At 69.8% G+C, this 20673-nt stretch carries 18 protein-coding genes, 1 other RNA gene and 1 pseudogene; 12 read left to right on the top strand and 8 right to left on the bottom strand.

The features are described from left to right. Positions 1 to 12 precede the first annotated feature (12 nt). The 7 genes from G5B31_RS18160 to G5B31_RS18130 are packed head-to-tail and all read left to right on the top strand — an operon-like array spanning position 13 to position 7990. Complete coding sequence (locus tag G5B31_RS18160; protein ID WP_165019630.1) at positions 13 to 2016, top strand: CocE/NonD family hydrolase; 2004 nt, start codon at positions 13 to 15, stop codon at positions 2014 to 2016. Positions 2017 to 2046: 30 nt separating this feature from the next. After that, complete coding sequence (locus G5B31_RS18155) at positions 2047 to 2997, top strand: ABC transporter permease (protein WP_165019629.1); 951 nt, start codon at positions 2047 to 2049, stop codon at positions 2995 to 2997. Next, a complete protein-coding gene (locus tag G5B31_RS18150) occupies positions 2981 to 3844 on the top strand; it encodes an ABC transporter permease (protein ID WP_240904484.1) in 864 nt (287 codons plus the stop codon). The genes G5B31_RS18155 and G5B31_RS18150 overlap by 17 nt, the downstream gene beginning before the upstream one ends. Next, positions 3841 to 4785 (top strand): ABC transporter ATP-binding protein, encoded by a 945-nt coding sequence (locus tag G5B31_RS18145; RefSeq protein WP_165019628.1) that lies wholly within the window; start codon positions 3841 to 3843, stop codon positions 4783 to 4785. Before G5B31_RS18150 ends, G5B31_RS18145 begins: the two co-directional genes overlap by 4 nt. After that, positions 4782 to 5750 carry an ABC transporter ATP-binding protein gene (locus G5B31_RS18140; protein WP_165019627.1) on the top strand — a complete coding sequence of 323 codons (969 nt, stop codon included), beginning with the start codon at positions 4782 to 4784 and terminating at the stop codon, positions 5748 to 5750. Before G5B31_RS18145 ends, G5B31_RS18140 begins: the two co-directional genes overlap by 4 nt. After that, a complete protein-coding gene (locus tag G5B31_RS18135) occupies positions 5747 to 7297 on the top strand; it encodes an ABC transporter substrate-binding protein (protein WP_165019626.1) in 1551 nt (516 codons plus the stop codon). The genes G5B31_RS18140 and G5B31_RS18135 overlap by 4 nt, the downstream gene beginning before the upstream one ends. A 48-nt stretch (positions 7298 to 7345) precedes the next feature. Further along, entirely contained in the window at positions 7346 to 7990 is a 645-nt protein-coding gene (locus G5B31_RS18130; protein WP_165019625.1) for a TetR family transcriptional regulator C-terminal domain-containing protein, read from the top strand. 134 nt (positions 7991 to 8124) lie between these two features. On the opposite strand, the gene G5B31_RS18125 is transcribed toward G5B31_RS18130, so the two are convergent. The 6 genes from G5B31_RS18125 to G5B31_RS18100 form a co-directional block, all read right to left on the bottom strand. After that, entirely contained in the window at positions 8125 to 8799 is a 675-nt protein-coding gene (locus tag G5B31_RS18125) for a GntR family transcriptional regulator (RefSeq protein ID WP_165019624.1), read from the bottom strand. Between the two features lie 97 nt (positions 8800 to 8896). Then, the gene (locus G5B31_RS18120) at positions 8897 to 9790 is read right to left on the bottom strand and encodes an NUDIX domain-containing protein (RefSeq protein WP_165019623.1); all 894 of its coding nucleotides are present in this window, start codon (positions 9788 to 9790) and stop codon (positions 8897 to 8899) included. 2 nt (positions 9791 to 9792) lie between these two features. Next, positions 9793 to 10233 carry a TrgA family protein gene (locus G5B31_RS18115; protein ID WP_165019622.1) on the bottom strand — a complete coding sequence of 147 codons (441 nt, stop codon included), beginning with the start codon at positions 10231 to 10233 and terminating at the stop codon, positions 9793 to 9795. Next, positions 10234 to 11451: a cyclopropane-fatty-acyl-phospholipid synthase family protein gene (locus G5B31_RS18110; RefSeq protein WP_165019621.1), complete on the bottom strand. Its 1218-nt coding sequence runs from the start codon at positions 11449 to 11451 to the stop codon at positions 10234 to 10236. A 299-nt stretch (positions 11452 to 11750) separates the two neighbouring features. Further along, positions 11751 to 12977, bottom strand: coding sequence for an aminotransferase class V-fold PLP-dependent enzyme (locus G5B31_RS18105; protein WP_165019620.1), 1227 nt, complete (start codon positions 12975 to 12977; stop codon positions 11751 to 11753). A gap of 225 nt (positions 12978 to 13202) precedes the next feature. Further along, complete coding sequence (locus G5B31_RS18100) at positions 13203 to 14255, bottom strand: extracellular solute-binding protein (protein WP_165019619.1); 1053 nt, start codon at positions 14253 to 14255, stop codon at positions 13203 to 13205. Between the two features lie 628 nt (positions 14256 to 14883). Between G5B31_RS18100 and G5B31_RS18095 the strand changes: the two genes are divergently transcribed. After that, positions 14884 to 15855: an MDR family oxidoreductase gene (locus G5B31_RS18095; RefSeq protein ID WP_394352142.1), complete on the top strand. Its 972-nt coding sequence runs from the start codon at positions 14884 to 14886 to the stop codon at positions 15853 to 15855. 5 nt (positions 15856 to 15860) lie between these two features. On the opposite strand, the gene G5B31_RS21275 is transcribed toward G5B31_RS18095, so the two are convergent. After that, on the bottom strand, positions 15861 to 16184 hold the full coding sequence (locus tag G5B31_RS21275) for an EamA family transporter (protein WP_346763934.1): 324 nt from the start codon (positions 16182 to 16184) through the stop codon (positions 15861 to 15863). Positions 16185 to 16621: 437 nt separating this feature from the next. Continuing rightward, positions 16622 to 16693 (bottom strand): annotated as a pseudogene (locus G5B31_RS21270) (hypothetical protein); the annotation flags it as partial. A 276-nt stretch (positions 16694 to 16969) separates the two neighbouring features. Between G5B31_RS21270 and ssrA the strand changes: the two are divergent. From ssrA to G5B31_RS18070, 4 genes are all read left to right on the top strand, one after another. Next, positions 16970 to 17323: a transfer-messenger RNA gene (ssrA, locus tag G5B31_RS18085) on the top strand. Between the two features lie 189 nt (positions 17324 to 17512). Then, positions 17513 to 19519, top strand: coding sequence for a TonB-dependent receptor domain-containing protein (locus G5B31_RS18080; RefSeq protein ID WP_165019617.1), 2007 nt, complete (start codon positions 17513 to 17515; stop codon positions 19517 to 19519). A 143-nt stretch (positions 19520 to 19662) separates the two neighbouring features. Continuing rightward, positions 19663 to 20112, top strand: coding sequence for an SspB family protein (locus G5B31_RS18075; protein ID WP_165019616.1), 450 nt, complete (start codon positions 19663 to 19665; stop codon positions 20110 to 20112). 3 nt (positions 20113 to 20115) lie between these two features. Then, the gene (locus G5B31_RS18070) at positions 20116 to 20670 is read left to right on the top strand and encodes a class I SAM-dependent methyltransferase (RefSeq protein WP_165019615.1); all 555 of its coding nucleotides are present in this window, start codon (positions 20116 to 20118) and stop codon (positions 20668 to 20670) included. The last annotated feature ends 3 nt before the right edge of the window (positions 20671 to 20673 follow it).

Below are 20673 nucleotides of genomic sequence, written 5' to 3'. Positions count from 1 at the left end.
GAAGGAGCCAGCATGACGATCCGCAGCCAGTTCCCGCATCGGGTGACCATCACCGAGAACCTGTTCCTGACCCTGCCGGACGGGACGCAGCTGGCGGCGAAGCTGTGGCTGCCGGAGGGCGCGGGCCCGGTCCCGGCGATCCTGGAATACTTGCCCTACAGGAAGCACGACGGCACCCGCACCCGCGACAACGGGTTGCACGAATACCTCGCCGGCCACGGCTATGCCTGCATCCGGGTCGACATCCGCGGCACCGGCGAAAGCGACGGCATCATCACCGACGAATACACCCCACAGGAGCAGCAGGACGGCTGCGACGTGATCGCCTGGATCGCGGGACAGGACTGGTGCGACGGCCAAGTGGCGATGATCGGCATCAGCTGGGGCGGCTTCAACGGGTTGCAGATCGCCGCCCTGCAACCGCCCGCCCTGAAGACGATCATCACCGTCGGCTCCACCGACGACCGCTATGCGACCGACATCCACTGGGTCGGAGGTTGCCTGTCGAAGGACAATTTCGACTGGTCCTCGACCATGTTCGCCCACAACGACCTGCCGCCCGACCCCGCCATCGTCGGACCGGGCTGGCGCGAGATGTGGATGCAGCGGCTGGAGGCCAATACCCCCTGGATCCTGACCTGGCTGCGCCACCAGCGCCGCGACGATTACTGGAAGCAGGGCTCGGTCTGCGAGGATTTCAGCCGGATCACCATCCCGGTCTATGCCGTCTCCGGCTGGGCCGACAATTATTCCGAGGCGGTGCCGCGGCTGCTGGAAGGGTTGTCCGGCCCCCGGCTCGGCCTTGTCGGCCCCTGGGCGCATTCCTACCCGCATGACGTGGCGGTCGGCCCGGCCATCGGCTGGCTGCAGGAGGTGCTGCGCTGGTGCGACCACTGGATGAAGGGCCGCGACACCGGGATCATGGACGAGCCGATGTATCGGGTCTGGATGCAGGAGCCGGTGCCGCCGAAGACCTGCTACCTCGACCGCCCCGGCCGCTGGGTGGGGGAACCGTCCTGGCCCTCGCCGCGGATTCGGGAGCGCCGCCTGCATCTCTCCCCCGGCCGGCTGGGGGAGGCCCCCGCGCCGCTGGACCTGCGGCTGAACGCGCCGCTCTGGGTCGGGCTGACCGCGGGCGAGGTCGGGCGCTATGGCGAGGATGCCGACTGGGCGACCGACCAGCGTGTGGACGACGGCGGCTCGCTGGTCTTCCTGACCGACCCGCTGCCGGAGCGGCTGGAGATCCTCGGCGCCGTGCGGGTGGCGCTGCGGTTCTCCTCGGACAAGCCGCTGGCGCTGGTCTCGGCCCGGCTGAACGACGTGGCGCCGGACGGGGCCTCGACCCGGGTCGGCATCGGGCTCCTGAACCTGACCCACCGCAAAGGCCACGAACACCCCGAGCCGCTGGTGCCGGGCGAAACGACCGAGGCCGTGGTGGAGATGGAGGACACCGCTTACGCCTTCCCCGCCGGCCACCGGATCGCACTGTCGCTGTCGAACACCTACTGGCCGATCGCCTGGCCCTCGCCGGAACTGGCGACGCTGACACTGGAGGCCGGCGACCTGACCCTTCCCGTCCGCCCGCCACAGCCGGAGGACGAGGCGCTGCGCCCCTTCGACCCGCCGGAAGCCGCTGCGCAGACGCCGCAGGCGCATCATCCGGTCGAAGGCGCCGCGCTGCGCCGGGTGACGCGGGACCTGCTGTCCGGCAAGATGACCGTCGATTTCCCGCGCTGGACCGGCGTGACCGAGATGCCCGACATCGGCCACATCCACCGCGCCGAGGGGCTGGCCCGCTACGAGATCACCGATGGCGACCCGCTCTCGGCCGCCACCATCACCCGCTTCCGGGTGGAGATCGAGCGGCAGGATGCCACCTGCGAACATTTCTCCGAAGGCCGCCTGACCTGCGACGCCACGCATTTCCGGGTGGAGATGACGCTGACCGCGAAGGAGAACGGCAAGGTCATCTTCACCCGCAGCTGGGACGAGAGGATAGCGCGTGACCACATCTGACCCCTGCCTCCGCGAGGAGGCCCGACCAAGGTGCTGACCTATGCCGTCAAGCGCATCGGCCTTGCGGTGGTGATCCTGTTCACCGTCATGCTGGCGATGTATGCGATGGTCTTCCTGGTTCCCGGCGATCCGGCCTCTCTGGCCCTCGGCCCCCGCGCCACCCCGGCGCTGAAGGCGGAACTGATCGCCCGCATGGGGCTGGACCAGCCGGTGCAGGTGCAGGTCTGGAACTTCTTCGCCAACGCCCTGCAAGGGAACCTGGGCTATGACGTCTGGTCGAAGAAGCCGGTGCTGGACCAGATTCTGGAGGTCTTCCCCAACACCCTGATCCTCGGCGTGGTCGCGCTCGGCTGGGCGCTGGTCCTGGGCGTGGCGCTCGGCTGCCTTGCGGTGGTCTGGCGCGGCACGCTGGTCGATACCGCGCTCGGCATCCTGTCGGTGTCGATGATCGCGGTGCCCAGCTTCGTAATCGCGCTTTATTCCCTGCTGGTCTTCGCCGTCTGGCTGAACTGGTTGCCCGCGGTGGGGGCGGGCACGCCGGGCGACTGGGGGTCGCAGGCCCGCGCGGTGATCCTGCCCGCCTTCGCCATCGGCATCACCTGGGTCGGCTATCTGGCCCGGCTCGTCCGCGCCTCGATGCTGGAGGTGATGGGGGCGAACCACATCCGCACCGCCCGCGCCTTCGGCCTCAGCGAGGCGCGGATCGTCACCCGCTATGCGCTGCGGCTGGCGATCATCCCGACGGTGGCGATCCTGGCCGTCGGCTTCGGCGCGATCCTGTCCTCGGCGGTCTTCGTGGAAACCGTGTTCTCGCGGCCGGGGATCGGCACGCTGATCACCTCGGCGGTGGCGAAGCGGAACTATCCGGTAGTGATGGGAACCACTTTGTTCATGACCGCCTTCTACCTGTTCGTCGTCACCGCCGCCGATCTGATCATCGCCCGGCTGGACCCGAGGGTGCGCGATGTCTTCCGCGGCTGACGCCCCCCTCCGCCGCCCGATGCGGCTGCCCCGGCTGGGGCCGATGGGCAGCACCGGCGCGGTGCTGGTGGCGGCCTTCCTGCTGATGGCCCTCTTCGCGCCCTGGATCTCGCCCTACGATCCGCTGAAGCTGGATGTGATGAACAAGCTCCAGGACCCCTCGCTGGCCCATTGGGCGGGGACCGACCAGCTTGGCCGCGACACGCTTTCGCGGCTGATCTGGGGCGCGCGCACCGCGCTCGGCATCGCGCTGACCTCGACCGGGATCGCGGGCGCCATCGGGCTGGTGCTCGGCCTGATCGCCGGCTACGGGCCGCGCTGGCTGGACGGGCTCTTGGTGCTGGTCTTCGACTCGCTCTCCTCGCTGCCGATGATCATGTTCGCGCTGGCGGTGATCACCGTGCTCGGCCCCGGCACGGCGACGCTGATCCTGGTGATCGTGCTGGTCTCGATCCCCGGCTACGCAAGGCTGATCCGCGCCCAGACCCTGACGCTGAAGGCCGCCGACTTCATCCAGGCCGAGCGGACGATGGGCGCCGGCCCCGCCCGCATCCTTCTGCGGCACCTCCTGCCCAACGTGGTCGGCCCGCTGGTGATCGTGCTGTCGATGGACGTGCCGGTGGTGATCATGCTGGAGGCGGGGCTCTCCTACCTGAACCTCGGGGTCAAGCCGCCGACGCCGAGTTGGGGCAACATCCTTTACGACGGCTATACCTCGCTGCGCCAGCAGCCGGTGCTGGTGGCCGCGGCGGGGGTGCCGCTGGTGCTGTCCACCATCGGCTTCACCTTCCTGGGCGAGGGCCTGCGCGACGCGCTGGACCCGCGGCTGAAGGTGCGCCCGCGATGACCGTCCTCAACGTCACCGACCTGCGCATCTCCTACGGCCCGGTCCAGGCCCTGCGCGGCGCCAGCCTGACCGCGGCGGCGGGCGAGGTGGTCGGCATCGTCGGCGAATCCGGCTGCGGCAAGTCCACCCTCGCCTCGGCGCTGATCGGCCTGCCCGCGCCGGAGGCCCGGGTCTCCGGCAGGGTGGAGGTCGAGGGCCGCGATCTGGTCGCCCTGCCCGAAACCGCGCGGCGGGCGATCCGCGGCGACCGGGTGGCGATGGTGTTCCAGGACCCGATGACCGCCTTCAACCCGGTGCTGACTTTGGGCGAGCAGCTGGTCGATTTCCAGCACCGCCTTCCCGCCCCCAAGGCCGAAAAGCGCGCCCGCGCCGCCGCCATGCTGGCCCGCGTCGGCCTGCCGGACCCCCAACTGGCGCTCCGCCGCTACATGCACGAGCTTTCGGGCGGGATGCGCCAGCGCGCCGCCATCGCCGCCGCTCTGCTGATGCGCCCTGCCCTGCTGGTGGCCGACGAACCGACCACGGCGCTGGACGTGACGATGGAGGCGCAGATCATCCATCTGTTGCGCGAGCTACGGCAGGACCACCATGGCGCCATCGTCATCGTCACCCATCACCTCGGCGTGGTGGGGGAACTCTGCGACCGGGTCTATGTCATGTATGCCGGCGAGGTGGTCGAAGAGGGCACCACCGACGAGATCCACCACGATCCCCGCCACCCCTATACCCGGGCGCTGATCGCCTGCGACCCGGCCCATATCGCCGGGCGGGTGGAGCGGCTGCCCACCATCCCCGGCCGCCTGCCCGACCTGACCGCCCCGCCGCCGGGCTGCGCCTTCGCCGCCCGCTGCCCGCAGGCCGGGCCGGACTGCGCCGTGCCGCCGCCGCGGGTGCGGGTCAGCCCGACCCATGCCGCGCTCTGCCACCGGGTGCGGCCATGACCGCGCTTTATCAAGTCGAGGACCTGCGGGTCGACATGCAGCTGCCCGGCGGGCTGATCCCCTTCGGCAAGCCGCCGCGGCTCAACATCCTCGAAGGCATCTCCTTCGAGCTGAACCCGGGCGAGACCTTCGGACTGGTCGGCGAAAGCGGCTCGGGCAAGACCACGCTGGCCCGCGCCATGCTGGGGCTGGTGCCCGCCACTGGGACGCTGCGGTTCCGGGGCGCGGCCCTGACCGAAGCCGGGCTGCGCCGGGGCACGGCGATGATGTTCCAGGACCCGGTGGCCTCGCTGTCGCCGCGGATGCAGGTGGGGGCGGCGATCATTGAGCCCTATGCGATCCACCGCATCCCGAAGGCCGAGCGCGCCAGCGCCGCGGACCTGCTGGCCCGCGTCGGCCTGCCCCCGGCGCTGGCCGCGCGCTATCCGCACGAACTGTCCGGCGGGCAGGCGCGGCGGGTCTGCGCCGCCCGGGCGCTGGCGCTGAACCCGGCGCTGGTGATCGCCGACGAACCCACCGCGGGCCTCGATGTCTCGATCCAGGGCGACATCCTGAACCTGATGGCGGACCTGAAGCGCGACCGCGGCCTCGCCTTCCTGGTCATCACCCACAACCTTTCGGTGCTGCGCCACACCGCCGACCGCATCGCCGTCCTCTACCTCGGCCGGCTCGTCGAGACCGGACCGGCGGCCGAGGTCTTCGCCCGGCCGCTGCACCCCTACACCGCCAGCCTGATCGCGTCCGAGCCCGACCCCGACCCGCGCCGCCGCCGCGCCGACCTGGCGATCCGGGGCGAGATCCCGGGCCTGCTGCGCCGCCCCTCAGGCTGCGTCTTCCACACCCGCTGCCCGCTGGCCGTGGCCCGTTGCCGCAGCGAAGCCCCCATCTTGCGCGAGATCGCCCCCGGCCGGTCCCTGCGCTGCCACCTTGCCGGGCAAGACACAACGGAGAGGACACCGACATGAACTGGAGCACCGACCGCCGCGGCTTCCTTGCAGCCGGGGGCGCCTTCCTTGCCACGCTGGCCAGCGCGCCGAAACTCGCCTGGGCGGCGGATGGCAGCACGTTGCGCATCCGCGTCACCTCGGACTTCCAGGTCCTCGACCCCTTCGGCGAGATCGGCGAGCTGGACGACATCATCCCGCGGATGTGCACCGTCACCCTCTGCCGCATCCCCGACATGCGCGAGGGGCATCAGGTCGTCCCCTACGCCGCGAAGGAATACGAATGGACCAGCCCCACCACGCTGGCCTTCAGCCTGCACGACGGGCTGAAATGGACCGGCGATTTCGGCCCGGTCACCGCCGAGGACGTGAAATATTCCTTCGAGCGGATCAAGGGGTCGGACTCCGCCTGGGCCTACCAGTTCGAGAAGCTCGACCATGTCGAGGTGACGGGCGAGAAGTCCGGCATCCTGCACCTGACCGAGGCCTTCAAGCCCTTCGAGGTGATCGCGCTGCCCTATTACGGCGGCCATCTGGTCTGCAAGGCGGCGACCGAGGCCGCGGGCGGCAGCTTCACCACCGAGATGCCGGCGCAATGCGGGCCCTATCTCTTCGATGCCTGGGAGCAGAACGCCAAGGTCACGCTGAAGCGCAACCCCGACTGGCCGCTGGAGAAGCCGCAGTTCGACACGGTGGAGATCTACATCGTCACCGACGACCAGGCCGCGCTTCTGGCCTACGAGGCCGATGCCTTCGACTTCACCCGCGTCGCCGTCGCCTCGGCCGCCGACCTGAAGGCCAACCCGCCCGAGGGCTCCGCCCTGATCGAGGCCGCCTCCACCCGCTATGTCTGGCTGACCATCAACATGAACGCGGAGCCGCTGAAGGACCTGCGCGTCCGCCAGGCGATCCAGTATGCCTATGACGGCGAGGCGGTGCTGCAGGGCGCCTATGGCGGGCTGACCGAGCGGTCCACCGGGGTGATCCAGCCCGGCACCCCCTATTCCCGGCCCGCCAACAAGATCGCCACCCGCGATGTCGCCAAGGCGCAGGCGCTGCTGTCCGAGGCCGGGGCCGAGGGGCTGACCCTGAACCTCTACTGCACGCCGGATTCGGTGTCGCTCGCCACCGCGCAGATCATCCAGGCCAGCCTGGCCGAGGCCGGGATCACCATCGAGATCCAGCCGACCGAGGACGCCGCCTATTGGGCGCTCGGCGACAAGACCCAGGGCGAGGGCTACAAGTCGATCGAGCTGGTGCTGATGAACTTCGCCGGCGGGGTGGACCCGACCGAGAACCTGGTCTGGTTCCGCCCCGACCAGATCGGCATCTACAACTGGTCCTTCTTCGACAGTGCGGAATACGAGGAGCTCTACCAGAAATCCCTGACCGAACAGGACGAAACCGCGCGGGCGGAGATGTTCCACCGCATGGAGGACCTGATGGAGGACTCCGGGGGCTTCATCTTCATCTGCTTCGAGCCTTATCTTGCGATTCACGACGCCAACCTGAAGCCGGTGATCCTGCCCGACGGCCACCCCGACCCGACGCGCTTCACCGCAAGCTGACCCAACCGGGGCGCGGACACCTCCCGCGCCCCCCGACAAAGGCCCCGCATGACCAAACCCGAAGGCCCCCGCTACCGCCGCTACTCCAGCGAGACCCGAGGCGCGATGCTGGTCGAGGCCGGCCTCGCCTGTCTGGCCCGCGGCGGCATCACCGCCTTCACCGTGGACAACATCTGCCGCGAGGCCAATGCCTCGCGCGGGCTGATCACCCATCACTTCGGCTCGAAGAACGGGCTTCTCGCCGCGGTCTATGCCACGATGTATGACCGCTTCACCGCCGTGGTCGCGCCCGAGGGCCGGCCGGAGCCCGATCTGGCGACGCTGGTGGACGCCAACTTCGACCCCGCGGTGTTCAACCCCGACAGCTTGCGGATCTGGCTGGCGCTCTGGGGCGAGATCGCCAACAACCCCGAACTGCGCGAGGTCCACCGCCAACGCTACCTGGACCTGCTGGCCACCGTCGAGCGCGCCGTTGCAGCCGAGGCCGAAGCCCGCGGCCGCAAGCTGGACGCCCGGGCGGTGGCGGTGCTGTTCGTGGCGCTGTCGGACGGGCTCTGGCTGGAACAAGGGATCGACAAGACCATGCTGTCGCGCGAGGCGGCGCGGGACGCCTGCTACAGCTTCTTCGACTCCGTCCTCGGCCCGCTGGATCGGCCTGCGGCGCCGCAGGCCACGACACCCGCCCCCGTCTGACCGCCCTCGCGGCCCCGCCATTTCACCTTGGTCCAAATACTCCGGGGGTGGAACCCCCGGCGCCGAGGAGGAGCGCGAAGGCGCGACGACGAGAGGAAAGGCTTGCGGCGCAAGCCGCGCAATATGGCGGCGGTTCAGTCCGGCGCTTCCGCCAGGGCCTGGCGCACATGGTCCACACCCTGCTGGATGTCGCGCTCCACCGCCTGGGCCACCGCGGCGGCATCGCCCCGGCGCATCGCCTCCAGCGCCTCGGAATGGCGGTCGGGCATCGCCGCGCGGCCGTAGCGGCCGATCACCGCCCGCAGGCTCGGCCCCGCCCGCAGCCACAGCGACCGCGCCATGTCCACCAGCACCGGCGCCTCGGAGGCCTCGTAAAGCGCGAAATGGAAGGCATGGTTGGCGGCCAGATAGGCCGGGATATTGCCGGTGCCGATGGCGCGGTTGACCTCGGCATCCGCCGCCTCCAGCCGGTCGATCAGCGCCGGGGTCAGATGGGCGGCGGCCAGTTCGGCCAGCTTCGGCTCGATCGCCAGCCGGGCGAAGGCCACCTGGTCCAGCATGGCGAGCGTCATCGGCGGCACCGCCACCCGGCGGTTGCCCTGCGGCAGCAGCGCCCCCTCGGCGGTCAGCCGGCGGATCGCCTCGCGCACCGGGGTCATGCCGGCGCCGAGGTCCTGGATCAGGCCCTGGATCGTCACCGGCTGGCCGGGGGCGAGATGGCCGTAAAGGATCATGTCGCGCAGGCGGGCATAGGTGACCTCGTGCGAGGGCACCTTGCGGTCGCGCCCGCCCGCGCCGCCCTCCGCCATGGCTCTGGTTCCGCTGCCCGCGTTCATCGCGCCCCCCAAGCTGCCCTCCGGGCTGGCGGCCAGTCTTGCCCCTCGGCGCGGCACAATCAAGATGTGATCAAATTGCCGACCGGCCTCCGCCGGTCGCCGCCGCTTCGGCCCGCAGCCGGTCGCGGTGGCGGATCAGCCAGTGCAGCGTCAGGATCATCGGCGCATTGCCCAACTCGCCCGCATCCATCCGCGCCACCAGGTCGGCGAAATCCACCAGATGGCCGCGGATGTCCTCGGCCTCCTCGGCCAGGCCGAATACCCCCGCCGCCCCGTCCGGCAGGTCGCAGGGCGCGACGTAGGAGTAAAGGTATTCCGAGAAGGCCGAGGTGGTTGGATAATATTCCGCCACCTTCTCCAGCGGGCCGAGGACGAGGCCCGCCTCCTCCAGCGCCTCGCGCCGCGCCGCCTGCTCCGGCGTCTCGCCGGCGTCGATGCGGCCGGCCACCGGCTCCAGCTGCCAGGGATTGGCCTCGCCGCGCGCCAGCGGCCCAGTGCGGATCTGCTCCACCACCAGCACCCGGTCGCGGACCGGGTCCCAGGGCAGCACCGTCACCGCATCGGCGCCGATGAAGACCTCGCGCGACAGCACCGGGCTTTGCGTGCCGTCGAAGCGGCGGAAGCGCAGGTCGAAGACCTCGGTCGAGAAGAAGCCGGCGAAGGGCACCTGCAGCCCGCTGCGGGAGAAATCCGCCGGCCCCGCCGCCCGGCGCAGCCCCTGCGGTGCCGGGCTCTCCGCCGCCCGCAGCGCCGAGGCGGCGCGCACCAGCATCGACCCGCGCCGCGCCCGCAGCCGCTCGGCCGGGACCTTGCCGTAAAGCGCCACGATGTCGGCCGCGAGCCGCAGTTCCACCGCGGCATCCGGGGCGGCCAGCCCGCCGGTCGCCGCCCGCCAGAAGGCCAGCCGCGCCTCCGCCTCGGCGGGCGCCTCGCCCCGCACCAGGGCTTCCAGTTCGGGGGACATGCTCACCGCCAGCGCCGCGCGGCCCATTCCGTCAGCACGCCGGCCAGCGCGCCGCCGATCACCAGCACCCCCAGCACGCCGGGCACCAGCATCTTGCGGCCCTGTTGCAGCATGAAGTCGAAAACGCCCAGCACCGCCTCCATCGGCCCGTCATAGGCCATCTTCTGGGTCTGGCCAAACATCAGCCAGGTCGAGAACAGCAGCAGCGCGAAGAACACCAGCGTGACCGAGCTGCGCAGGCCGGCCCCCACCGCATCGGCATAGCCCTGCCCGACCAGCGACCCCATGGTGCGCCAGCCGACCAGAAGCCCGATCAGCGCGGTGATCTCGCGGAACCAGCCGATGGCGGCATTCTCGCCCAGCGCCGGCACATGGGCATTGGCCGCCAGCCAGCCGATCAGAGCGAAGAGGACGGCGGCGACGAGCTTGGCTGTGGTCGGCATTCAGGGGTCCGGTCGGCTGAAGGTGATCTGCGTCACGTCGCAGTTTCCGCCGTGGAAGGCCCCCGCGCAAGAGGTCAGGTAGAAATCCCACATCCGGCGGAAGCGGTCGTCGAAGCCCAGGCGGCGGATCTCGTCCCAGCGGGCGGTGAAGGTCTCGCGCCAGCGCCGCAGCGTCAGGCTGTAGCTTTCGCCGAAGGTGATCGCGTCGCGGACGGCAAGGCCCGCCCGCAGCCCCTCTTCCCGCAGGCGCAGGGGGGTGGGCAGCATCCCGCCGGGGAAGATGTATTTCTGGATGAAGTCGACGTTGCGGCGATAGCTTTCCCAGCGTTCCTCGGCCAGGGTGATCACCTGCAGCACGGCACGGCGGCCCGGCTCCAGCCGGTCGTGCAGGGTGCGGAAATAGGCGGGCCAGTATTTCTCGCCCACCGCCTCGAACATCTCGATAGAGGCGATGCCGTCGTAGCGCCCGGTCTCGTCGCGGTAGTCCTGCAGCCGGATCTCCACCCGGTCGGCCAGACCGGCGCGGGCAATGCGCTCCACCGCGAAATCGTGCTGCGCCTGGCTGATCGTCAGCGCCGTCACCTTCAGCCCGCGCTTGCCGGCGGCATATTCGGCGAAACCGCCCCAGCCGCAGCCGATCTCCAGCACGTGGTCGCCGGGGCCGACCCCCATTCGGTCCACCATCGAGGCGTATTTGCGCTCCTGCGCCGCCTCCAGGCTGTCCTGGGGCGAGGCGAAGATCGCCGAGGAATAGGTCATGCTGTCGTCCAGCCAGAGCCGGTAGAACCCGTTGCCCAGGTCGTAATGCGCGGCGATGTTCTTCTTCGCCTGCCGCTTGCTGTTGCCCTGCAGCCAGAAGCGGAAGCGTTCCCAGGCCCGCACCAGCGCCTGCCCGGGATAGCCGTCGCCCACCACCAGGTTGGCCGGCCGCAGCACCAGGTCGAGCAGGGCCTGCAGGTCCGGGGTCTCCCACCAGCCGTCCAGATAGGCCTCGCAGAAGCCGAGTTCGCCCTCGCGCACCATGCGGGCGAAGAGGTCGGGGTTCTTCACCACGATCTCGGCCGCCTCGCCCGGGGCCTTGCCCTCGCAGCGGAACCGGCGGCCATCGGCGAAAACGAAGTCCAGCCGGCCCTCGGCCAGCTGCGATGCGACCTCGAACACCGCGGCGAAATAGCGCGGCAGGTTCGGCTCGCCCCGGACGGTCGTCACTACACCCATCGTTCCACCCCGCGGATGCCAGACTTGCGCGGGCAGCTTCCACGAAACCGGCCCGCGGCTCAAGCCCCTCGCGCGATCGGGGGCGCCGGACCTGCACAGCCCCGCCCGCTGCCGCCGCCGGAGCCTCCGGCGGGGATATTTATCTCCAGAAAGAGGAGGAAGGGCTCATCCTCTTTCTGGAGATAAATATCCTCAGGGGGTTTGGGGGCAGAATGCCCCCATCAGTCCGACAGCAGCCGCGAAGGGACTCCGTCAGCCGCCACGATAAGGCTTGCGGCGGCAGCCGCTCCTTTCGACAGCTACAGCACCCGGTCCAGTGCGGCGATCAGGCGCGCGACCTCCTCGGCGCCGGTGTAATGCACCGCAGACATCCGCAGCACGCCCTTCTCGCGGTCGATCCCCAGCGCGGCCAGCGGGCGCACGGCGTAGAAATCGCCGGCCCAGCAGGCGATGCCGTTGCGGCCCAGATCCTCGGACACCGGCTCCGCCGCGCGGTCCAGTTCCACCGCCACGGTGGGCGCGCGCCGCGCCGCCTCGCGCGGGCCGATCAGCCGCAGGTCGTTGCGGGCGGAGAGGTAGTCGAGCAGCGGCTGGATCACCGCTTCCTCCTGCGCCCGCATCAGGTCGTGCACGCCGCGGTTGCGCGCCGCCGGGTCGCCGGTCACGCCATGATGCGCCGCCAGCGCGTCGATGTAATCCGCCATGCCGGCGCAGGCCGCCACCTGGGCATGATCCGGGCCGGCGGGGGTGTGGCGCTTGTAAAGCGTGCCGTGGTTGAAGAAATGCCCCTGCCCCGGCAGCTCCATGCCGAAATCGCGGGCGATCACCATGATGCCCTGATGGGGTCCATATGTCTTGTAGGCCGAGAACAGGTAGACATCGGGCCCCAGCGCCGGGATGTCCGGGAAGCCGTGCGGCGCGTAGCTGACGCCGTCCACCACCGTCCGCGCCCCCGCCGCCTTTGCCATGGCGCAGATCGCCGCCACATCGTTCACCTCGGCGATGACGTTGGAGCAATGCGGGAAGCAGACCAGCCGCACCTTGCCGTCGGCCATGAGCCTGCCCAGGTCGGCAGGGTCCAAAGAGCCGGTGGCGGGGTCCAGCTTCCAGTCGCGGACCTCGATCCCCTCCTCGGCCAGGCGCCGCCAGACGCCGGAATTGGCCTCGTGGTCCTGGTCGGTCACCACCACCGCGCCATCGGTCCCCGCCAGCCATTTCCGCACCGCCTGGGCCAGCACATAGGTGTTGGCGCTGGTGGAGGGCCCGAAGGAGACCTCCTCCCCCGCCACGCCCATCATCGCCGCCAGCCGCTGTCGCGCCTCGTCCATCTCGGCCCCGCCGGCCTGCGCCCCCGGATAGGGTCCGTAGGGCTGCACCTTGCGGTCGGTGTAGAAGCGGGTCAGCCGCTCCACCACCTGCCGGCAGGGATAGCTGCCGCCCGCGTTCTCGAAGAAGGCGTGCGAGGACAGTACCGGCGACGAAAACGCCGGGAATTGCGAGCGGACGAAGGTCAGGTCAAGCGCCATCGGGCGGCTCCATCTTGGGGCCGCGGCCGGACGCCCGCGCGAGGCGGGAAATCCCGGTCCGCAGGCCGGGTCTTCCAGCCAGACCCGCGGTTGTCTCCCCGCGGGCCAGAGCCGGGGCGTCCCGGCATCGGCAACAGGCATAGCGCCCGCCCCCGCGCCCGGCAATCCCCCAAAAGAAAAGGCGCCCGGGGTTTCCCCCGGGCGCCCTTGGCCGCAAGGCCGGGATCAGAAGCCCGACTTGATCAGCTCGAACTCCTCGACCAGCTTGTCGCGCAGCTCGGGCTCCATCGGGGTCTGCAGGAACAGGGTGGTGTCGATCTTGTCGACGAAGGCGCCCTTCAGGTCCGCTTCCGGGATGGTGGCCATCGCCTCGGGGTTGGTATTGGCATAGCCGATGGCTTCCAGGATCGGCGCCGCCGAGGACGGGGCATACATCGAGTTCACCCAGTCGTAGACCTTGTCCTCGTTGCCCGGGCCGTCCTTCATGTTGACGAAGCCGCAGAAGAAGGTGGTGGAGCCTTCCTTCGGCGCGCGGTTGAAGCCGACCGGGAAGTTGTCGGCCTGCAGGATCGCGACGGGATCGTTCCAGGACCAGGCCACCAGAATCTCGCCCGAGGCCATCGCCTGCGACAGCTCCGACGGGTCGGACCACCAGGAGCGCACGTTCGGCGCCACTTCGCGCAGCCATTCGGCGGCGGCGGCGACCTGCTCGTCGGTCACGTTCTCCCAGGAGGTCACGCCGGTCGCCAGGAAGGCCAGCGCCCAGACGTCGTCCGAGTTGTCCGAGATCGAGATGCGGCCGGCGTATTTCGGGTTCTTGAACACCTCCAGCGACTGGACGTCCTCTTCCGGCACCTCGGTGGTGTTGTAGGCGATGGCGGTATAGGCGAAGTCGAACGGCAGGAACCACACGCCCTGGTCGTCCTTGATGTGGTGCGACTCGAAGAGGCTGGGGTCGATGTTGGCGAAGGCTTCCACCTTCGAGGTGTCCCAGGGCTCGATCAGCCCGGCGGCGCGGTAGCGCGGCACCGCGCCCGGGCAGGGATGGACCGCATCGGCCTTGAAGCCGGAGGAGACCTTCTGGAAGGCCTCGTCGTCATCGGCATAGAAGGAATAGGTCGGCTTCTGGCCGTGCTTTTCCACATAGGGGGTCAGGGCGCCGTCGATCTCCCAGCCCGCCCAGTCGAGGATGGTCAGCTCGGGGTCGGCGGCCTGCGCGGCGGTGGCAAGGGCAACCGCGGTGGCGGCCCCGGAAAGAAGGGTGGCGAAACGGGTCATGGTGGCTCCTTCGTCTTCGGGCGGGGCCTCGCGCCCCTTTGGGTGTGGCGCGAGGCTATGCGAGGTGCGGGCTTCCTCACAAGCCTGAAACGAAGGCCTGCCATCGACCCGGGCGGGAAAAAGGCGAGGCACTGCCTCGCCCCCGCCCGTGCGCGTCATATCACCCGGAGACGATGGTGGCTTTAAACCACGAGAGGCCAGCGCCCGACCCGGCGGGCGAGAAGCGCCCGCCGGGGGCGGGCGCTGGCCGGGCCTTTGAGGCCCGGCCGGTCCCGATTGAAACGGTGCGCTGTGGCGAAGGCACGCGCCTTCGCCAAGACGGACGGGGCGTGGAGGCGGATTCTCCCCTGCTTCGCCGCCCAGCAGCCGGGCCTTGGCGGGGTAACCCCGCCCTACGGGGCCTCACCCGGTCTCTCCGGGCGGGTTGAACCGTTGCGCTATGGCGAAGGCCCGTGCCTTCGCCACGGGCAGCGGATCGGATGGCAAACACCGTCCCGAACAGCAAAACCCGCCCTCCGCCCTGTTCCTCCGCCCCGAAGCGGGGCAGTCTTGTGCCCGGACGACGGGATTCGGGCGGCCCCTGCGGCCCCGGGCAGGAACGGAGGATCGGATGTTTCGCGCGATACTGATGGAGAAGGCCGGCGACGCCGCCGCCGCGCGGCTGGCGGAGCTGGAGGACGGCGCCCTGCCGGAAGGCGAGGTCACCGTCGCGGTGGAATATTCGACGCTGAACTACAAGGACGGGCTCTGCCTCTCGCCCTCGGGCGGCGGGCTGGTGCGCAATTACCCGCATGTCCCCGGCATCGACTTCGCCGGCCGGGTCGAATCTTCTTCGGACCCGCGCTACCGGCCCGGCGACGCCGTGGTGCTGACCGGCTGGCGGGTGGGCGAGGCGCATTGGGGCGGCTTCGCCGAGAAGGCCCGGGTCAGGGCCGACTGGCTGGTCCCCCTGCCCGCCGGCCTGACCACCCGGCAGGCGATGGCGATCGGCACCGCCGGCTTCACCGCCATGCTGGCGCTGATCGACCTGGAAGCCCACGGCCTGACGCCCGATGCCGGCGAGGTGCTGGTGACCGGGGCGGCCGGCGGCGTCGGCTCGGTCGCCGTGGCGCTTTTGGCGGCGCGCGGCTACCGGGTGGCGGCGGTGACCGGGCGGCCGGAGACGGCGGACTACCTGGCCGGCCTCGGCGCCGCCCGCATCGTCCCGCGCGAGGACCTTGCCGAGACGGTGAAGAAACCGATGGAATCGGAAACCTGGGCCGGCTGCATCGACGCCGTGGGCGGCGCGATGCTGGCCCGGGTCCTCGGCCAGATGAAGGCCGAGGCCGCGGTGGCCGCCGTCGGCAATGCCGGCGGGCTGCAGGTGCCGGCCAACATCATCCCCTTCCTGCTGCGCGGGGTGAAGCTGCTCGGCATCAACTCCGTCACCGTCCCCTACCTCCGCCGGGTGCAGGCTTGGGACCGCCTCGCCCGCGAGATGCCGATGGCGAAGCTGAAGGCGATGGTCCGCCCCGCCGCGCTGACCGAGGTCCCGGCGCTCGGCGCGGCGATCCTGAAGGGGCAGGTGCAGGGGCGGGTGGTGGTGGACGTGCGGGCGTAGCACCGTCAGGAAGCCGACAGCAGGATCACCCCGGCGGCCAGCACGCCGCAGCCCGCCAGCCGTGCCGGCCCGACCGGCTCGCGCAGGATCAGCATCCCCATCAGCGCGCCGACCATCATCGACATCTCCCGCATCGGCGCCACCAGGCTGAGCGGCGCGCCCTGGCGCAGCGCCGCCAGCACCAGGATATAGGACAAGGGCGACAGCAGCCCGACGCCGATGGCGGTCCGCCAATGCCCCCGCATCGCCTCGCGCGCGCGGCGGGGATCGGCCAAGACCAGCGGCAACAGCAGGAAGAACCGCAGCAGGTTGGAGAACCAGTCCAGCACCACCGGCGCGAGGCCCAGCGTCCCCCGCCGGTCGCCGCGCCCCAGCCGAGTCCGGCCTGCCCGCCCGGGCGGGCGAAGGCCGCCAGCCTGCCCTGCGTGGCGATCAAGAGGATGCCCGCCACCACCAGCGCCAGCCCGGCGATCCGGCTGCCGGTCGGCGCCTCGCCGAGGATCAGGACGGCGCCCAGGGTCGACAGCATCGGCCCGGTGCCGCGTGCCACCGGATAGACCACCGACAGGTCCGCGACCTGATAGCCGCGCTGCAGGCAGAGGCTGTAGCCCAGATGGATCAGCCCGCTGAGCAGGACGAAGCCGACGCCCGCCGCCGTCCAGGCGATGCCGCCCCGCGCCAGCAGCCAGATCACCCAGGGCCCGTAGGCGAGGCAGGCGATCAGGTTGTAGGCGAAGACGAAGACCGGCCCGACCGGGGCGGCCCGCTTGGCCAGCAGGTTCCAGCCGGCATGGATGAAGGCTGCAAGAACGACGAGAGACAGCGAGGCAAGCGTCATGGAGATCCCCTTTGCGCCTATCGGCACGGTTGATCTCGACGTCTCCTCCCCTGGGCTTTTTCCCCTTGGGTGCAGCCGGGAACTCCCCGGTCTCTGCAACGCTCGGTCCTGCGGCGGCCGTTGCGGGCGGCCCGGAACCCTAGTTGCCACTCGGTCGATGCGCCATCCTGGCCGGGGACGGGCCGCGGCGTCAAGCCCCGCGGGGACGGCGGTGCGGGCTCCGGCGTGGCCCCTCGCCAACCCCTTGAAATCCTTCGTCCACCCGCCGGCGCCGCGCCCCTTGCGCCCTGCCCCTGCGGCCCCTATATTCCCTCTTGCCCGGGGCGACCCGGACTATGGCGATAAACGCACCTGTAATAGACGGCTCGGACCCGGGGGCGGTACCCGGCGGCTCCACCAACACCCCGGCATTGCGGGAGGACGGGGCCGAAACAGGATCGACGGACGTTCAAAGAGGCCAGCTTTCGCTCGGTGAGGTACCACCGTTATCGGTCCAAGATCACAGTTGCCAATGACAACCGTGCTCCGGTGGCGCTGGCTGCGTAAGCGGCTCGCAATACCAAACACAAGCCCCTGCGCTTAGCCGCGCAGGGCGGGGTCCGCAGGCACCTGGCAACAGAAGCCTGCACTTTCCTCCCGAAGCACCAGTCCCCGACCCGGCCTCCCCGGCACGACGGCCTGTGCTTCCCCCGCAACTGCGGCAAGACGCCCCCTCCCCCGCCCCTTCAATCTCCTCGCCGCTGTTGCTAGCAGGATGGAGCAAACAGCCAGGCCCCGATTCTCCGGTCCCCGCCAATACCGATACGAAGGGACAGAATCATGAGACTCCGGGCACTTGCCCTTTTGGGCGGCGTTTCCGCCATCGCCTTGTCGTCCGCCGCCGTGGCCCAGGACAGCCAGTCGCCGCTCGGCACCTTTCTCGGCACCATCACCCTGATCTTCGGCGGCCAGGAGAACATCGAGGCCACCGGCGGCGCCGTGGTGACGGAGGAGGATATCGAGAAGCTGGCCCCGGCCAACCTCTCGGAACTGTTCGCGCGCGAATCCGCGGTGACGGTCTCGGCCGGCGGCGGCGTGGCGAAACGGGTCAGCGTCTTCGGCATGGAGCAGTCGCTGCTGGCCGTCACCGTCGACGGCGTGGCGCAGGTCGCGACCAGCTGGCACCACACCGGCTCCCATGCGGTGGACCCGAGCTTCCTGAAGCAGGTCGAGGTCGAGGCCGGCGCGGCTGCCGCCGATGCGGGCTTCGGCGCCGCCGCCGGCGCCCTGCGCTATGAAACCGTGGGCGCGAAGGACCTGCTGGAGGACGGCCAGACCATCGGCGGGCGGGCCTCGCTGGCCTGGGGCAGCAACGGTCAGGGCGTCTCTGCCAGCCTTGCGGGTTACGGCCAGCACCAAGGGTTCGACTGGCTGGTGATCCTGCACGGCGCCGATGGCAAGGATTACAAGAACGGCGACGGCGAGGTGACCAAGGGCACCGCGCCCGCCGTGCGCTCGGCCCTGGCGAAGGTGGGATACGAGTTCGAGGACCATCGGATCGAGCTGTCCTTCTCGCACAGCGTGGACGATGCCGACCGGCTGGTGAAAGCGAACATGGACCTCGCTCCGCCGCGCGAACCCGGGCTGAACCCGCTGAAGGTGACCGATACCTCGGTGAAGCTGTCCTACACCTCGACCAATCCCACCGACCTGTGGGACCCGGAGTTCTCGATCTACCTGAACCAGTATGAATACTGGCGGAACAACTACACCACCAACGGTGCCTACCGCACCAACGGCAACATGATCCTGGACGAGGACCTGTTCGGCGGCAAGTTCCAGAACACCTTCACCCTTCCGGCGGGCAAGGTGACGGCTGGCCTGGACTTCGGGATGCACGACTACAGCATCGACAACTACGGCAACAACGACCGCCGCTACCGCGACTTCTCCTCCGACCAGATCGGCCTGTTCGCCCAGGGCCGGTTCGAGTTCGACAGCGGTTTCAAGCTGTCGACCGGGGTTCGGTATGACGTCCATCGCTTCACCGACTGGGACGGCAACCGCTTCACCGACAGCGGCGCCAGCGTCAACGGCACCCTGTCCTACCGCTTCAACGACAATGTCGAGGTCTTCGCCGGGGCCTCGCACACCTGGCTGGGCTACATGATCGGCGACTATGCCTATCTGCACGCCCGCACCAATTCGTTCTACACCGACCCCGACCTGCAGCCGGGCGAGGCGCAGAACCTCAAGATCGGCGCCAACTTCGGCGGCGACAGCTGGAAGGCCGGCATCACCTTCTTCGATACCCGGCTGGAAAACGCCCTGACCTACAGCGGGACCGACGGCGGCGGCGTGACCTTCCTGACCAACACGGACGTCGAATACCGCAGCAAGGGCTTCACCCTGAACGCCAGCCTGGACCTCGGAGACACCACGGTCGGGGCGACCTACACCAAGGCCGATGTCACCCAGGACGGCCAGACGGTGATCCCCGCCAACGGCTATTACTTCATGCCGGTGGGCAAGATGGCCACGCTTTATGTCGACCACGCGCTTCCGGCCTACAACCTGAAGCTCGGCGCCACCGTGGAATGGGCGGGCAGCACCCCCGAGATCGTGGACGGCAGCACCACCTACCATGCGCTGAAGTCCTATGCCGTGGTCAACGCCTATGGCGAATGGTCGCCGCAGGGCCACGACAACCTCACGGTCCGGCTGGGCGTCGACAACCTGTTCGTCGAGACCTATGTCGAGCGGTCGAGCTATGTTTCCTCGACCACGGCGGATTCGATCTACGGCCCGGGCCGCACCGTCACCCTCGGCGTCGGGATGAAGTTCTGACCCGACCACAGCCTGCACGAAACCGAGGGGGGCCTCCGGGCCCCCCTTCCGCATCGGCGGGGGCCGCCCCATTTTCGCCGCAGCCACCCCTTTCCTTGGGCGGCGAATCCCCTATGCTGCACCCAACCGCGAAAGGGGGACGAATGACGCGCAGCATCGACTACGGCAACCTGATGCACCGGGCGATGCGCGGGCTGATCCAGAGCGTGCTTGCCGATGTGGCGAAGAACGGCCTGCCCGGGGCGCATCACTTCTTCATCACCTTCGACACCAACCACCCCGATGTCGCCATCGCCGACTGGCTGAAGGAACGCTACCCCACCGAGATGACGGTGGTGATCCAGCACTGGTTCGAGAACCTCGACGTCACCGACGAGGGCTTCTCGGTCACCCTGAACTTCGGCAACCAGCCCGAGCCGCTGGTGATCCCCTTCGACGCCGTGCGCACCTTCGTCGACCCTTCGGTGGAATTCGGCCTGCGCTTCGAGACCCGCGAGGAAGAGGAAGACGAGGAGGAAGAGGACGACGGCGACGACGATCCGCCGCCGCACGACGCCGAGATCGTCCGGCTGGACCGCTTCCGCAAGCAGTAGCCCATGACCAGCGACCTCGCCCTTTTCCGCCGGAGGCTCCTGAAGAACCCCCGGCAGGTCTCGGCCATTGCGCCCTCCTCGCGCACCCTGGCCCGGGCGATGACGCTGGGGCTCGGCCCGAACAGCGGGCAGGTGGTGGAGTTCGGTCCCGGCACCGGGCGCTTCACCGAGGCGATCCTCGCCCGCGGGGTGCCGCCCGGGAACCTGACGCTGTTCGAGCTGGACGAGGAATTCGTCGACCATCTGCGGCAGAAATTCCCCGGCGTGACCGTCCACCGGGCCCCGGCGCAGGAGGCGCCCCGGCTGGTGGCGGGCAAGGCCGGCGCGGTGATCTCCGGCCTGCCGCTGCTGTCGATGCCGGAAGCGGTGCGCGAGGGCATCGTCGCCGCAGCCTTCGACATCCTCGCCCCGCGCGGCCGCTTCGTGCAGTTCACCTACGGCCCCCGCCCGCCGCTGCCGCCCGAGCAGATCGCCGCCCTGGGGCTGACGGTGGACAAGGGCTTCAAGGTCTGGGCCAACCTGCCGCCGGCCCGGGTCTACCGCTTCCGCCGGGGCTGAGGC

It is taken from the genome of Rhodobacter sp. SGA-6-6 (assembly GCF_011043545.1).
GTDB lineage: Bacteria > Pseudomonadota > Alphaproteobacteria > Rhodobacterales > Rhodobacteraceae > Pseudogemmobacter.
This window is presented reverse-complemented; position numbering and strand designations above follow the sequence as displayed.

Bases quoted from the DNA above. Each gene is read 5' to 3' on its own strand.
- G5B31_RS18160 (WP_165019630.1), top strand. From the start codon at position 13: ATGACGATCCGCAGCCAGTTCCCGCATCGGGTGACCATCACCGAGAAC.
- G5B31_RS18150 (WP_240904484.1), top strand. From the start codon at position 2,981: ATGTCTTCCGCGGCTGACGCCCCCCTCCGCCGCCCGATGCGGCTGCCC.
- G5B31_RS18145 (WP_165019628.1), top strand. From the start codon at position 3,841: ATGACCGTCCTCAACGTCACCGACCTGCGCATCTCCTACGGCCCGGTC.
- G5B31_RS18140 (WP_165019627.1), top strand. From the start codon at position 4,782: ATGACCGCGCTTTATCAAGTCGAGGACCTGCGGGTCGACATGCAGCTG.
- G5B31_RS18135 (WP_165019626.1), top strand. From the start codon at position 5,747: ATGAACTGGAGCACCGACCGCCGCGGCTTCCTTGCAGCCGGGGGCGCC.
- G5B31_RS18130 (WP_165019625.1), top strand. From the start codon at position 7,346: ATGACCAAACCCGAAGGCCCCCGCTACCGCCGCTACTCCAGCGAGACC.
- G5B31_RS18125 (WP_165019624.1), bottom strand. From the start codon at position 8,799: ATGGCGGAGGGCGGCGCGGGCGGGCGCGACCGCAAGGTGCCCTCGCAC.
- G5B31_RS18120 (WP_165019623.1), bottom strand. From the start codon at position 9,790: ATGTCCCCCGAACTGGAAGCCCTGGTGCGGGGCGAGGCGCCCGCCGAG.
- G5B31_RS18115 (WP_165019622.1), bottom strand. From the start codon at position 10,233: ATGCCGACCACAGCCAAGCTCGTCGCCGCCGTCCTCTTCGCTCTGATC.
- G5B31_RS18110 (WP_165019621.1), bottom strand. From the start codon at position 11,451: ATGGGTGTAGTGACGACCGTCCGGGGCGAGCCGAACCTGCCGCGCTAT.
- G5B31_RS18105 (WP_165019620.1), bottom strand. From the start codon at position 12,977: ATGGCGCTTGACCTGACCTTCGTCCGCTCGCAATTCCCGGCGTTTTCG.
- G5B31_RS18100 (WP_165019619.1), bottom strand. From the start codon at position 14,255: ATGACCCGTTTCGCCACCCTTCTTTCCGGGGCCGCCACCGCGGTTGCC.
- G5B31_RS18095 (WP_394352142.1), top strand. From the start codon at position 14,884: ATGGAGAAGGCCGGCGACGCCGCCGCCGCGCGGCTGGCGGAGCTGGAG.
- G5B31_RS18080 (WP_165019617.1), top strand. From the start codon at position 17,513: ATGAGACTCCGGGCACTTGCCCTTTTGGGCGGCGTTTCCGCCATCGCC.
- G5B31_RS18075 (WP_165019616.1), top strand. From the start codon at position 19,663: ATGACGCGCAGCATCGACTACGGCAACCTGATGCACCGGGCGATGCGC.
- G5B31_RS18070 (WP_165019615.1), top strand. From the start codon at position 20,116: ATGACCAGCGACCTCGCCCTTTTCCGCCGGAGGCTCCTGAAGAACCCC.